Origin of the sequence: Bacillus sp. FSL K6-2819, assembly GCF_038008305.1 — a bacterium.
Classification (GTDB): Bacteria; Bacillota; Bacilli; order Bacillales; family Bacillaceae; genus Bacillus; species Bacillus amyloliquefaciens.
This window is the reverse complement of sequence record NZ_JBBOYV010000001.1, coordinates 3,563,470-3,576,822: the sequence shown is the minus strand read 5'-3', so window position 1 is coordinate 3,576,822 and position 13,353 is coordinate 3,563,470. Positions and strand designations below refer to the sequence as shown.

Genomic DNA, 13,353 nt, shown 5'->3' with positions numbered 1-13,353 from the left:
AATGGAAGAGATGAAGCAAAAATGGACGGACATGCTGACTGAGTTTCAAGAGCAGGCCGGACTGACGGACGGCAGTCTGCTGGTGATCGGATGCAGTACGAGTGAGGCCGCCGGAAGCCGGATCGGCACCGCCGGAAGCGGGGACTGGGCTGAATTGATTTACGGCGGACTTGCCCGGTTCAAGGAAAAAACGGGTGTGCATCTTGCTTTTCAATGCTGCGAGCATTTAAACAGGGCGCTTGTCATTGAAGCGGAAACGGCCGAGCGGTTCAGGCTTCCCATTGTTTCAGCCGTCCCCGTCTCCAAAGCGGGCGGAGCGATGGCTTCTTATGCATACCGGCAGATGCAATCTCCCGTGCTCGCTGAATCGATTCAGGCCGACGCCGGAATTGACATCGGAGATACGTTCATCGGTATGCATTTAAAACCCGTCGCCGTCCCTGTCCGGGTATCAAGCCGTGAGCTCGGAGAAGCGCATGTGACGATGGCCCGGACAAGGCCGAAGCTGATCGGCGGAATTCGCGCTGTTTATGAATGCGAATGATGAAAATACTTTTCCTATATAACGTTCGTGTTTTCTAATTAAATATTGTGATTTTTTTAAATAAGCTGTTACATTCACCTGAAAAACCATGTACAATAAGGGTGGTAAAAATAAAGAACAGGAAACGGATAGGAGAGGATTTCGCTGATGAAACATTTACCTGTACAAGATAAACAAGTGTTTAACGCCATCAGAGATGAGCGTAAGCGTCAACAGACTAAGATCGAATTAATTGCTTCTGAAAACTTCGTGACGGAAGCGGTAATGGAAGCGCAAGGCTCTGTTTTAACAAACAAATACGCTGAAGGCTATCCCGGCAAACGCTACTACGGGGGCTGTGAGCACGTTGATGTCGTTGAGGACATCGCCCGCGACCGCGCGAAAGAGATTTTCGGAGCTGAGCATGTAAACGTTCAGCCGCACTCAGGCGCTCAGGCGAACATGGCTGTTTACTTCACGATTCTAGAGCACGGCGACACGGTGCTCGGCATGAACCTCTCCCACGGCGGCCACTTAACACACGGAAGCCCGGTTAATTTCAGCGGCGTTCAATACAACTTTGTTGAATACGGTGTCGATAAAGACACGCAATATATAGATTATGAAGACGTGCGTGAAAAAGCGCTGGCGCATAAGCCGAAACTGATCGTTGCCGGAGCGAGCGCATACCCCCGCACGATCGACTTTAAAAAATTCCGTGACATCGCTGATGAAGTCGGCGCTTACTTCATGGTCGACATGGCGCATATCGCGGGTCTTGTCGCGGCCGGCCTTCATCCGAACCCGGTTCCTTACGCTGACTTTGTAACGACAACGACTCACAAAACACTTCGCGGACCGCGCGGAGGAATGATCCTTTGCCGTGAAGAGTTCGGCAAAAAAATTGATAAATCCATTTTCCCGGGCATCCAAGGCGGACCGCTTATGCATGTTATCGCGGCAAAAGCCGTTTCTTTCGGGGAAGTGCTTGAAGATGATTTCAAAACATATGCGCAAAACGTCATCTCGAACGCGAAGCGCCTTGCTGAATCTCTGAACAAAGAAGGCATTCAGCTCGTATCAGGCGGAACGGATAACCACCTTGTGCTTGTTGACCTCCGTTCTCTCGGTCTGACCGGAAAAGTCGCTGAACATGTTCTTGATGAAATCGGCATTACATCTAATAAAAACGCGATCCCTTACGATCCGGAAAAACCGTTCGTCACAAGCGGAATCCGTCTCGGTACGGCAGCTGTGACAAGCCGCGGATTTGACGGTGACGCGCTTGAAGAAGTCGGCGCCATCATCGGCCTCGCGCTGAAAAATCATGAAGACGAAGCAAAACTTGAAGAAGCGAGACAGCGTGTGTCTGCCTTGACTGAGAAGTTTCCTTTATATAAAGAACTGGACTATTAATAAGGAAGAAACCCGCCGGAACCCTGATCCGGCGGGTTTTTTTATGATTTTCTTGAAACTGTTTGTCTTTTTCTGTAGAATCAATAGAAGTGTGAAAAAGTCACTCGGACAACAAAAAGGAGCTGAACACAGTATGGGAAAGGTTTACGTATTTGATCATCCTTTAATCCAGCATAAGCTGACATATATTCGGAATGAAGATACAGGCACAAAGGATTTCAGAGACCTTGTGGACGAAGTTGCATCACTGATGGCGTTTGAAATTACACGTGATCTTCCGCTTAAAGAAGTGGAAGTGAAAACACCTGTTCAAACAGCGACATCCAAAGTGATTTCAGGGAAAAAACTCGGTATTGTGCCGATCCTGAGAGCGGGTCTCGGAATGGTGGACGGCATGCTGAAATTAATCCCGGCGGCTAAAGTGGGACATGTCGGATTATACCGTGATCCGGAAACCTTAAAACCGGTGGAATACTATGTCAAGCTTCCTTCTGATGTAGAAGAGCGTGAATTTATTGTCGTGGACCCGATGCTTGCAACGGGAGGCTCTGCGGTTGAAGCGATAAACAGCCTGAAAAAGCGCGGCGCGAGAAACATTCGTTTTATGTGTCTTGTAGCGGCCCCCGAAGGCGTGGAAGAGCTGCAGAAACATCATTCTGACGTTGATATTTATATCGCGGCCCTTGATGAAAAACTGAATGAAAAAGGCTATATCGTTCCGGGTCTCGGTGACGCGGGTGACAGACTGTACGGAACAAAATAAATCAGAAAACCTCATTCAGAGGTTTTCTTTTTTTTATCCAGATTTTTGCTGAATGGGGAGAGTTCATACAGTTATAGGTGAATTTGTGAACATTCTGTGTATGCTTTCGGTATAAAAAGTTTTTTAACTTTAAACAGATTGACACATGTTAGGGGCTATTGTATGCTAAACGAGGGTATTATGAGAAGGTTTTCATTCCTTTCATTTCTAGTATCCATCCTCATTTTAAATCCTCCCAAAAAAACCCGTTACATGAGGATTTATCTAAGCGAATGAAACAGCATCCCGCACCAGGAGGATGAGTGGTTTTTTCGAACAGGCCGTTTTTTTGCGGGACAAAAAAGGCCTTCTGCAAGGGTTAACCGCATGTATTGCCGTATCCAGGAATTATATTACATTTTCATCAGGAGACAGATAGTTGATGGACGATCCCAATCTTACATTCAGCAGACAACGGAGATATGTATTTGTGATCTTAGCAATCTATTTGCTGGGATATGGTCTTACGGCGTATAAAACTGTTTTTTTAGGCCTCTTTTTGGGAACTGTTTTCAGTTTGTTTAATCTATGGCTCTTGACCAGAAGAATGAATGCTTTTGACAAGGCCGTGGCGAAAGGAAAGTCCATACGATCACTCGGGAGCGCAGCGCGTTGGTGCAATGCGATACTTGCGATGGCTATCGCCTTTAAATATCCCGACAAAGTCAGTGTGGCAAGTGTGATTATTGGATTAATGACAATTTATCCCGTCATTATGATAGATTCCATTATTCAGCTCAAACGTTCATCAATGGAAGAGAGGTGAAAACCCATTGAATCACGATTACAGAACTATTGATTTGTTTGGTCTTACTTTTAATCTGACAAACATTCTGATGATTACTGTGGCAAGTGTGATTGTGCTGCTGATTGCGATTCTTACTACGAGAACGCTGTCCATCCGTCCGGGAAAAGCCCAGAACTTCATGGAATGGATTGTTGATTTTGTCCGCAATATTATAGGCAGTACAATGGATTTAAAGACAGGGGCTAACTTCTTGGCGCTTGGTGTAACCTTGCTGATGTACATATTTGTATCAAATATGCTGGGGCTGCCGTTTTCTGTAACGGTCGGACACGAGCTTTGGTGGAAATCACCGACGGCTGATCCGGCTATTACCCTGACTCTGGCCGTTATGGTAGTGTCATTGACGCACTATTACGGCGTGAAGATGAAAGGCTTGAAGGAATATTCTAAGGATTATCTCAGACCGGTTCCGCTTATGTTCCCGATGAAGATCATTGAGGAGTTTGCGAATACGCTGACACTCGGACTTCGTCTTTACGGTAACATTTTCGCCGGGGAAATTCTTCTGGGCCTTCTTGCAAATCTGGCGACGAATTTCTACTCAAACAGTTTCTTTCTCGGTTTGGTCGGCACAGTCGGAGCCATTATTCCGATGCTTGCATGGCAGGCATTCAGCTTGTTCATCGGTACCATCCAGGCATTTATCTTTACGATGCTGACGATGGTGTACATGTCACACAAAATCAGTCATGATCATTAAAATCATATATCCATTCGGATAACATTTTAAAGGAGGAACTTTTTCATGAATTTAATAGCAGCTGCGATTGCAATCGGTTTAGGTGCACTTGGTGCAGGTATTGGTAACGGTTTGATTGTTTCACGTACGGTAGAGGGAATTGCCCGTCAGCCGGAAGCAGGAAAAGAACTTAGAACTCTTATGTTCATGGGTATCGCATTAGTTGAGGCCCTTCCAATTATCGCTGTCGTTATCGCGTTCTTAGCGTTCTTTGGCTAAGCAAAAAAGCCTTATATGAACTAAAAATGGCGAAGATCACTCTAAGAGAACCTTCGCCATTGCTTTATGTCTGATAAGCAGGCCGGCTTGAAACGGCTTTTTATCAGCAGAGAAAACCTGCAGAAGGGAGTTGCCGTAGTAGATGTCTCAATTACCTCTTGAATTAGGACTTTCGTTTAACGGCGGAGATATCCTATTCCAATTGTTAGCTATGTTAGTTTTATTAGCGCTTCTCAAGAAATTCGCTCTTGGACCGCTATTAAATATAATGAAACAGCGTGAAGATCATATCGCCGGCGAAATTACGTCCGCTGAAGAAAGAAATAAAGAAGCGCAGAAGCTGATTGAAGAGCAGCGCGTTCTTTTAAAAGAAGCGAAACAGGAATCACAATCACTCATTGAAAATGCGAAAAAGCTGGGTGAAAAGCAGAAGGAAGACATTATCCAGGCTGCGCGCGCCGAGTCTGAAAGATTAAAAGAAGCGGCGAGAACCGAAATTGTCAAAGAAAAAGAACAAGCGGTTTCCGCACTTCGCGAGCAAGTCGCATCACTTTCTGTCTTAATCGCATCGAAAGTGATTGAAAAAGAGCTTGATGAACAAGCCCAGGAAAAACTGATTCAGGACTATCTTAAAGAGGTAGGAGAAAGCCGATGAGTGGATCTGCTGTCTCTAAACGATACGCGTCAGCGCTTTTCGACATTGCCGTTGAGACTTCTCAAATCAATGAAATCGAAGAAGAGCTTACCGTACTAAAAGAAGTTTTCCGAAACGAAGCCGGATTACAGGAAGTGTTAAGCCATCCGAAGGTATCGGCTGCTAAGAAAAAAGAGCTGATTCAGCAATCATTCGGCGCACTGTCTGAGTCTGTGCTGCATACGATTTTTCTTCTGATTGACCGCCGCCGGTCTTCGATTGTGCCTGATCTCACAGACGAGTTTATTAAACTTGCAAACCAGGCCCGTCAGACAGAGGATGCGGTTGTTTATTCAGTAAAACCGCTGTCAGAGGCGGAAATGTTATCATTATCTCAAGTATTTGCAAAAAAAGCCGGAATCGCTTCGCTCAGAATCAGAAATGAAGTGCAGACGGATTTAATAGGCGGCATTAAAGTCCGCATTGGAAACCGGATTTATGACGGAAGCGTGAGCGGAAAGCTTGAGCGCATGGAACGTCAACTTGCCGGAGGAAATCGATAGAAGGGGTGAAACCTAAGTGAGCATCAAAGCTGAAGAGATTAGCACGCTGATAAAGCAGCAAATTCAAAATTACCAATCTGAAATTGAAGTTCATGACGTAGGTACAGTCATCCAAGTCGGAGACGGTATTGCGCGTGTGCACGGCCTTGACAATTGTATGGCCGGTGAACTTGTTGAGTTTTCAAACGGCGTTTTGGGTATGGCTCAAAACCTTGAAGAATCCAATGTAGGTATCGTTATCTTAGGACCTTACAGAGATATCCGTGAAGGCGATGAGGTCAAAAGAACGGGCCGCATCATGGAAGTGCCTGTAGGCGAAGAATTAATCGGACGTATCGTCAACCCGCTCGGACAGCCGGTAGACGGACTGGGTCCGATCCTGACAAGCAAAACCCGTCCGATTGAAAGCCAGGCTCCAGGCGTAATGGACCGTAAATCGGTACATGAGCCGCTGCAAACGGGTATTAAAGCGATCGACGCGTTAATTCCGATCGGCCGCGGACAGCGTGAGCTGATTATCGGGGACCGCCAGACAGGTAAAACATCTGTTGCGATTGATACAATCTTAAACCAAAAAGACCAAGACATGATCTGTGTGTACGTAGCGATCGGTCAAAAAGAATCTACAGTACGCGGCGTAGTGGAAACACTTCGTAAGCACGGCGCGCTTGATTACACGATTGTCGTGACGGCGTCCGCTTCACAGCCGGCTCCGCTTCTTTACCTTGCACCGTATGCAGGGGTGACAATGGGTGAAGAATTCATGTACAACGGCAAGCACGTTCTCGTCGTATATGATGATTTATCCAAACAAGCGGCCGCTTACCGTGAGCTGTCATTGCTTCTTCGCCGTCCTCCGGGCCGTGAAGCATTCCCAGGGGATGTATTCTATCTTCACTCCCGTCTGCTTGAGCGCGCAGCCAAGCTGAGTGACGCAAAAGGCGCAGGATCAATTACGGCGCTGCCGTTCGTCGAAACACAAGCCGGAGATATCTCCGCTTATATCCCGACAAACGTCATTTCCATTACTGACGGACAGATTTTCCTTCAATCCGACCTATTCTTCTCAGGCGTACGTCCTGCGATCAATGCCGGATTATCCGTATCCCGTGTCGGCGGATCAGCCCAAATCAAAGCGATGAAAAAGGTAGCGGGAACATTGCGTCTTGACCTTGCTTCATACCGTGAACTTGAAGCATTCGCCCAATTCGGATCTGATCTTGACCAGGCGACTCAGGCGAAACTGAACCGCGGTGCGCGTACAGTTGAAGTGCTGAAGCAAGACTTGAATAAGCCGCTTCCGGTTGAAAAACAGGTAGCCATTCTTTATGCGCTGACAAAAGGATATCTTGATGATATTCCGGTTGCGGATATCAGACGTTTTGAAGAAGAGTACTACATGTACCTTGATCAAAACCATAAAGATCTGCTTGACGGCATTGCGAAAACAGGAAACCTTCCTGCTGATGAAGACTTCAAAGCTGCAATCGAAGGCTTCAAACGCACATTTGCACCAAGCAACTAACCCTTAGAAGATGAGAGAAAAAGGTTCTCTTTTTCTCTCTTTTTACGCAAATGAAGAATAAAGGTGGTGAAATCTTTGGCCTCATTACGCGATATTAAGTCAAGGATCACGTCAACGAAAAAAACAAGCCAGATCACAAAAGCCATGCAGATGGTATCCGCTGCGAAGCTGAACCGTGCGGAAACCAACGCGAAGTCATTTGCTCCGTATATGGATAAGATCCAGGAGGTTGTGTTTAACGTCGGAAAAGGCGCGAAAAACGCGAAACACCCGATGCTTGTCTCAAGAGAAGTGAAAAAGACGGCGTATCTCGTCATTACGTCTGACCGCGGGCTTGCGGGTGCGTTTAACAGTTCGGTTCTGCGAAACGCTTACCGCACCATTCAAGAACGCCATCAGTCTAAAGATGAATACACGGTGATTGCAATCGGCAGAGTCGGCCGCGATTTCTTCAAAAAACGGGAAATGCCGATTTTGTCTGAGTTAGTGGGGCTTGGCGACGAGGTCACTTTTGCTCAGATTAAAGATTTGACCCGTCAGACGGTTCAAATGTTTATCGACGGCGCTTTTGATGAATTGCATTTGGTGTATAACCATTTCGTCAGTGCGATTTCACAGGAAGTGACGGAGAAAAAAGTGCTGCCTTTAACGGATTTCGGAACGAGCGGCGGGAAGCGCACGGCTTCTTACGAGTTCGAACCGGATGAAGAAGAGGTGCTCGAAGTGCTGCTTCCTCAATATGCGGAAAGCTTAATTTACGGTGCGCTTCTTGACAGTAAAGCAAGTGAACACGCTGCGAGAATGACAGCAATGAAAAATGCGACTGATAATGCGAAAGAACTCATTGATTCACTTTCGCTTTCATATAACCGCGCGCGTCAAGCGGCGATTACACAAGAAATTACCGAAATTGTCGGCGGTGCAGCCGCTTTAGAATAGAAAGATTTTGTCAGGAGGGATAGCGATGAAGAAAGGACGCGTAAGTCAGGTGCTTGGACCGGTTGTCGACGTACGTTTCGAGGACGGCCACTTGCCTGCGATTTATAATGCGATTAAAGTTTCACAGCCAGCTTCAGGCGAAAATGAAGTAAGCATCGATCTAACGCTAGAGGTTGCTCTTCATTTAGGCGATGATACAGTCCGTACAATTGCCATGGCATCTACGGACGGAATTCAGCGCGGAATGGAAGCCGTTGATACAGGTGCTCCGATTTCCGTTCCTGTCGGTGATGTTACTCTCGGCCGCGTATTTAACGTACTGGGAGATAAAATTGATTTAAATGAACCGCTGCCTGCGGATGCTCAAAAGGACCCGATCCACAGATCAGCTCCTTCATTCGATCAGCTTTCAACTGAGGTTGAAATACTTGAAACGGGAATTAAAGTTGTTGACCTGCTTGCTCCTTACATCAAGGGCGGTAAAATCGGATTGTTCGGCGGTGCCGGCGTAGGTAAAACCGTATTAATCCAGGAATTAATCAACAACATCGCGCAAGAGCACGGCGGTATTTCCGTATTCGCCGGTGTAGGAGAGCGTACTCGTGAAGGGAACGACCTTTTCTACGAAATGAGCGATTCAGGCGTTATCAAGAAAACAGCCATGGTCTTCGGACAAATGAACGAGCCGCCGGGCGCACGTATGCGTGTAGCACTGACGGGTCTTACAATGGCTGAGCATTTCCGTGATAAACAAGGACAGGACGTACTGTTCTTTATCGATAACATTTTCCGTTTCACACAAGCGGGTTCAGAGGTTTCCGCGCTTCTCGGCCGTATGCCTTCTGCGGTTGGTTATCAGCCGACGCTTGCGACAGAAATGGGTCAGCTTCAAGAGCGTATTACGTCTACAAACGTTGGTTCAGTTACATCTATCCAGGCAATCTACGTGCCTGCCGATGACTACACTGACCCGGCTCCGGCGACAACATTCGCTCACTTGGATGCAACGACTAACCTTGAGCGTAAATTAACTGAAATGGGTATCTACCCTGCGGTTGATCCGCTGGCTTCCACTTCCCGCGCGCTTGCTCCGGAAATTGTCGGAGAAGAGCATTATGCGGTGGCGCGTGAAGTCCAGTCAACGCTTCAGCGTTACAAAGAACTTCAGGATATTATTGCGATTCTCGGTATGGACGAATTGGGCGAAGAAGATAAGCTTGTCGTTCACCGCGCACGCCGTATCCAGTTCTTCCTTTCTCAAAACTTCCACGTAGCTGAGCAGTTTACGGGACAAAAGGGTTCTTACGTGCCTGTTAAAGAAACGGTAAGAGGCTTTAAAGAAATCCTTTCCGGTAAATATGACCATCTTCCGGAAGATGCATTCCGTCTTGTGGGACGCATTGAAGAAGTTATTGAGAATGCAAAAGAGATGGGTGTAGAAGTTTAATCTGGTCCTAGGAGGGTAAAAGCATGAAGACCGTTAAAGTCAATATCGTTACTCCCGACGGCCCAGTATATGATGCTGATATTGAAATGGTGAGTGTAAGAGCCGAGAGCGGTGATCTCGGTATCTTGCCGGGCCATATTCCGACCGTGGCTCCGCTTAAAATCGGCGCTGTCCGCCTTAAAAAAGACGGACAGACCGATTTGGCGGCTGTCAGCGGCGGATTTTTAGAAGTCCGTCCTGATCAGGTCACTATCCTTGCACAAGCCGCTGAAACAGCGGACAGCATTGATAAAGAGCGCGCCCTTGCTGCGAAAAAGCGGGCGGAAGACCGTTTAAACAAACGATCAGATGATACTGACATTCGTCGGGCTGAGCTTGCGTTACAGCGGGCTGTAAACAGATTGGATGTTGCAGGAAACTAAAAAAGAATCCTTCTCGGCTATCTGAGAAGGATTCTTTTTCTATATTAACGCATAAGAGATTCATAGACGCCGATAAGCGGATGATCCTCTTCTTTTTGCAGATATAAATGCTCACAGCAGTTGTCGGTGTGCCACGTTTTGTTTCCTCTTCGCACACCTGTCGTATAGGCGCCGTCCGTGTACGGATAAGGTTTGACGATCCATTCGGCATCGTCATGGTGTCTGATGGCGCAATCGATGACATACACGCTGAGCATTTTCTCAAATTCGTCAATCGGCAGGTTCCAATCCGCCAGCAGCAGCTCTTTAATGCTGCGGAAGTAAAGGGTTTCCAATTCCTGCAGGCTGCCGTGTGAATAATCAAGAGAAATGTTGAAAAACTGACATAATTCTTTCAGTTCCTCTGTTTGAGACTGTCTATAATCATAGTAGAATGCAATCGCTTCCCACTCATGGTCAAATACGGGCAGTGTTTCCCCATACTGCTTTTCCGGATGAAAAAAGGAATGATTCATATTCCCATCTCCTTTCCAAAAAAGTATACCATGCCGGAGAACGGACATTTAAGCGGGGATTGCCCCTAATTTTGGATAAAAATTCTGCTGTAAAAATGATCATCTTTCTCTCTTCTTCTTATATAATAAGAGAGGATATGAGGGGCGGAAAAAATGAAAGGAGATGGAATTTGTGAATGTATTGGGGCAGCAGGCCGCAATCAGCATCCTGATTCACTTGGTATGCATTGCGGTGACATGGTGGGCGCTTCAGGCCGTCAACTTTGATCCGCTGATCCGAAAAGGAAAAATAGTGCAGGCACGGCTGCTGATTATTCTTCTTACCATTGCGATCGGAACGGCAGTCGCCAACTTCTTTTTAGATTATCTTACCTATTCGAAGCAGCTTCCATACTTGTTTTAAGAAGTTTCGTCAGTTGTAATGAAGGGAATCGCTGGGGGAGAAACCAATTTTTCTTCACCCGCTTGGCGAGTTTTGACGAAGTTTTCCATGTATCGCTTTCCCCGGCTCCGGCAAAAATGGGAGTAAGGGGGAGAGATCGATATGAAGAAAAAAAGAGCAGGCCGTATCATCTTGTTTTTTGTTTTTTTAAGCGCCTTAATTGCGGTATTTCATTCCATTCATGCGAGTGAGCTGTCTCCGCTTGCCCAGATTGCCGAAGGAATGGAGCGGCAGGATGTCACTGTTGATGAGTGGACGCTTCATGCGAAAGAAAATCTGAACCTGTCACTGAGTGAATTTGATGACAAGGTGAAAGAACTGAAGGCGCAAAATCCGCAGTATCATTGGGAAACCGCCGAGGAAGATAAAATCGTAAAGGCCGTCGGCACATATTCTGACAAAAAAAATCACACAACTTTTAAACTGCAGCTCGTCACTACCCTCAAAAACCAGAACCCAACTTCGTATTTATTATATGAGCAAATGAGCCCGGAGCAACCGGAAAACTGGAATGATACATATGAACAGTTTGAACGGCAGGCACATGACATATTTCAAAATAAAGTATTTATTTTTACTTGTCTAAAGGGTCATTTAAATGATAATATGAGTATTGTTTTGCAAAAAAAAGCAGAACAGCTCATGAAAGAATTTGAAGCAAGTCCAGTTGAACATGTAGTTGAGCCTCATTTCGTTTCTGTTTCTGCATTTACATATAAGTGGACAGATTACATCATGACATCGAAACATAAGATGAATGTGCAAATTGCGCTTAGAAGTGCGGGAATGGGCGAAAAACATACCGTTACGGTTGGCACACCAATCGTGACAACTGAATATTAATATAGAGAATATAGGGACGCGGAGGGGAATACCTTGGAAAAAATCATCGTCCGCGGCGGTCAGAAGTTAAACGGCACAGTGAAAGTTGAAGGAGCAAAAAATGCCGTTTTACCTGTTATCGCTGCATCTTTATTAGCAAGTGAAGAAAAAAGCGTAATATGTGATGTACCTACGCTCTCCGATGTATATACAATTAATGAAGTGTTGCGTCATTTAGGAGCAGATGTGCATTTTGAGAATAATGAAGTTACCGTAAACGCTTCTTACGCTTTAGAAACAGAAGCACCTTTTGAATATGTGCGTAAAATGCGCGCGTCAGTGCTTGTTATGGGCCCTCTGTTAGCCCGTACGGGTCATTCAAGAGTAGCGCTTCCTGGCGGCTGCGCAATCGGCTCAAGACCGATTGACCAGCATTTAAAAGGTTTTGAAGCAATGGGTGCAAAAATCAAAGTAGGCAACGGCTTTATTGAAGCAGAAGTGGAAGGCCGTCTGCAGGGCGCAAAAATCTATTTAGATTTCCCAAGTGTGGGTGCGACAGAAAACTTGATTATGGCAGCTGCATTAGCTGAAGGAACAACAACGCTTGAAAACGTGGCAAAAGAGCCTGAAATCGTTGACTTAGCGAACTATATCAATGCGATGGGCGGAAAAATCCGCGGAGCCGGCACAGGCACCATTAAAATTGAAGGTGTCGAGAAGCTTCGCGGCGTAAGACACAACATCATTCCTGACCGTATTGAAGCGGGTACTTTTATGGTGGCCGCGGCTATCACGGAAGGAAATGTATTAGTAAAAGGTGCGGTTCCTGAGCATCTTACGTCTTTAATTGCGAAGATGGAAGAAATGGGCGTCAAAATTACGGATGAAGGAGAAGGCCTTCGTGTCATCGGTCCTGCACAGCTGAAGCCGATCGACATCAAAACGATGCCTCACCCAGGATTCCCGACTGACATGCAGTCACAAATGATGGCGCTGCTTCTCCGTGCGAGCGGAACAAGCATGATTACTGAAACTGTGTTTGAAAACCGTTTTATGCATGCTGAAGAATTCCGCCGGATGAATGGCGACATTAAAATTGAAGGACGTTCTGTGATCATTAACGGTCCTGTACAGCTGCAAGGCGCAGAAGTTGCCGCTACGGACCTGCGTGCGGGCGCGGCGCTGATTCTTGCGGGATTAGTGGCTGAAGGTCATACACGCGTCACGGAACTGAAGCATTTGGATCGCGGTTATGTGGATTTCCATAAAAAACTTGAGGCTCTCGGCGCTGACATCGAGCGTGTTGTCGATGAAACGGCCGCTGAACAAGAAAGTAAAGAAGCCGTTACTGACTTAAACGCATAATGGTTACAAAAACAGTATGTCAATCTGGCATACTGTTTTTTTATATGGTTTATCATCATTATTATGCTCTGAATTCCAAAAAAGAATACGTTTTTCGCGTAAATAATCGAATAAAAGAATCTGTCCAAAAGGAAGTCATATTAGCTTGTCCCTGCCCATAAGATGAAGTAGA

The 13,353-nt window shown here is 46.2% G+C and carries 16 protein-coding genes; 15 read left to right on the top strand and 1 reads right to left on the bottom strand.

All coding sequences use genetic code 11. From position 1 onward, the window contains the following. Position 1: 1 nt before the first annotated feature. The 12 genes from MHH91_RS18700 to MHH91_RS18645 all read left to right on the top strand — a co-directional run bounded on the left by MHH91_RS18700 (position 2) and on the right by MHH91_RS18645 (position 10,037). The gene (locus tag MHH91_RS18700; RefSeq protein ID WP_014472341.1) at positions 2-544 is read left to right on the top strand and encodes a TIGR01440 family protein; all 543 of its coding nucleotides are present in this window, start codon (positions 2-4) and stop codon (positions 542-544) included. A 147-nt stretch (positions 545-691) separates the two neighbouring features. Next, on the top strand, positions 692-1,939 hold the full coding sequence (gene glyA, locus MHH91_RS18695) for a serine hydroxymethyltransferase (RefSeq protein WP_013353912.1): 1,248 nt from the start codon (positions 692-694) through the stop codon (positions 1,937-1,939). A gap of 133 nt (positions 1,940-2,072) precedes the next feature. Next, positions 2,073-2,702, top strand: coding sequence for a uracil phosphoribosyltransferase (upp, locus tag MHH91_RS18690; RefSeq protein ID WP_014471148.1), 630 nt, complete (start codon positions 2,073-2,075; stop codon positions 2,700-2,702). A 421-nt stretch (positions 2,703-3,123) separates the two neighbouring features. Continuing rightward, the gene (gene atpI, locus MHH91_RS18685) at positions 3,124-3,507 is read left to right on the top strand and encodes an ATP synthase subunit I (protein ID WP_013353910.1); all 384 of its coding nucleotides are present in this window, start codon (positions 3,124-3,126) and stop codon (positions 3,505-3,507) included. Positions 3,508-3,514: 7 nt separating this feature from the next. Further along, positions 3,515-4,249 (top strand): F0F1 ATP synthase subunit A, encoded by a 735-nt coding sequence (atpB, locus tag MHH91_RS18680; protein ID WP_003151158.1) that lies wholly within the window; start codon positions 3,515-3,517, stop codon positions 4,247-4,249. A 45-nt stretch (positions 4,250-4,294) separates the two neighbouring features. Further along, positions 4,295-4,507, top strand: a complete 213-nt coding sequence (atpE, locus tag MHH91_RS18675) for a F0F1 ATP synthase subunit C (RefSeq protein ID WP_003151167.1) — start codon at positions 4,295-4,297, stop codon at positions 4,505-4,507. 142 nt (positions 4,508-4,649) lie between these two features. Then, positions 4,650-5,162 (top strand): F0F1 ATP synthase subunit B, encoded by a 513-nt coding sequence (gene atpF, locus MHH91_RS18670; RefSeq protein WP_013353909.1) that lies wholly within the window; start codon positions 4,650-4,652, stop codon positions 5,160-5,162. Then, the gene (locus MHH91_RS18665) at positions 5,159-5,704 is read left to right on the top strand and encodes a F0F1 ATP synthase subunit delta (protein ID WP_003151169.1); all 546 of its coding nucleotides are present in this window, start codon (positions 5,159-5,161) and stop codon (positions 5,702-5,704) included. The genes atpF and MHH91_RS18665 overlap by 4 nt, the downstream gene beginning before the upstream one ends. A gap of 16 nt (positions 5,705-5,720) precedes the next feature. Then, positions 5,721-7,229, top strand: a complete 1,509-nt coding sequence (atpA, locus tag MHH91_RS18660; RefSeq protein ID WP_003151170.1) for a F0F1 ATP synthase subunit alpha — start codon at positions 5,721-5,723, stop codon at positions 7,227-7,229. A 75-nt stretch (positions 7,230-7,304) separates the two neighbouring features. Next, positions 7,305-8,168, top strand: a complete 864-nt coding sequence (atpG, locus tag MHH91_RS18655) for an ATP synthase F1 subunit gamma (RefSeq protein WP_003151172.1) — start codon at positions 7,305-7,307, stop codon at positions 8,166-8,168. Between the two features lie 25 nt (positions 8,169-8,193). Next, the gene (atpD, locus tag MHH91_RS18650) at positions 8,194-9,615 is read left to right on the top strand and encodes a F0F1 ATP synthase subunit beta (protein WP_013353908.1); all 1,422 of its coding nucleotides are present in this window, start codon (positions 8,194-8,196) and stop codon (positions 9,613-9,615) included. Between the two features lie 23 nt (positions 9,616-9,638). Continuing rightward, on the top strand, positions 9,639-10,037 hold the full coding sequence (locus tag MHH91_RS18645; protein WP_013353907.1) for a F0F1 ATP synthase subunit epsilon: 399 nt from the start codon (positions 9,639-9,641) through the stop codon (positions 10,035-10,037). A gap of 44 nt (positions 10,038-10,081) precedes the next feature. Here MHH91_RS18645 and MHH91_RS18640 read toward each other — a convergent pair whose 3' ends face one another. Then, on the bottom strand, positions 10,082-10,552 hold the full coding sequence (locus tag MHH91_RS18640) for a hypothetical protein (protein ID WP_013353906.1): 471 nt from the start codon (positions 10,550-10,552) through the stop codon (positions 10,082-10,084). A 172-nt stretch (positions 10,553-10,724) separates the two neighbouring features. Between MHH91_RS18640 and MHH91_RS18635 the strand changes: the two genes are divergently transcribed. The 3 genes from MHH91_RS18635 to murA all read left to right on the top strand — a co-directional run bounded on the left by MHH91_RS18635 (position 10,725) and on the right by murA (position 13,181). Beyond that, complete coding sequence (locus MHH91_RS18635) at positions 10,725-10,955, top strand: DUF1146 family protein (RefSeq protein WP_013353905.1); 231 nt, start codon at positions 10,725-10,727, stop codon at positions 10,953-10,955. Between the two features lie 141 nt (positions 10,956-11,096). Beyond that, a complete protein-coding gene (locus tag MHH91_RS18630) occupies positions 11,097-11,837 on the top strand; it encodes a YwmB family TATA-box binding protein (RefSeq protein WP_013353904.1) in 741 nt (246 codons plus the stop codon). A gap of 33 nt (positions 11,838-11,870) precedes the next feature. Further along, the gene (gene murA, locus MHH91_RS18625) at positions 11,871-13,181 is read left to right on the top strand and encodes a UDP-N-acetylglucosamine 1-carboxyvinyltransferase (protein ID WP_013353903.1); all 1,311 of its coding nucleotides are present in this window, start codon (positions 11,871-11,873) and stop codon (positions 13,179-13,181) included. The last annotated feature ends 172 nt before the right edge of the window (positions 13,182-13,353 follow it).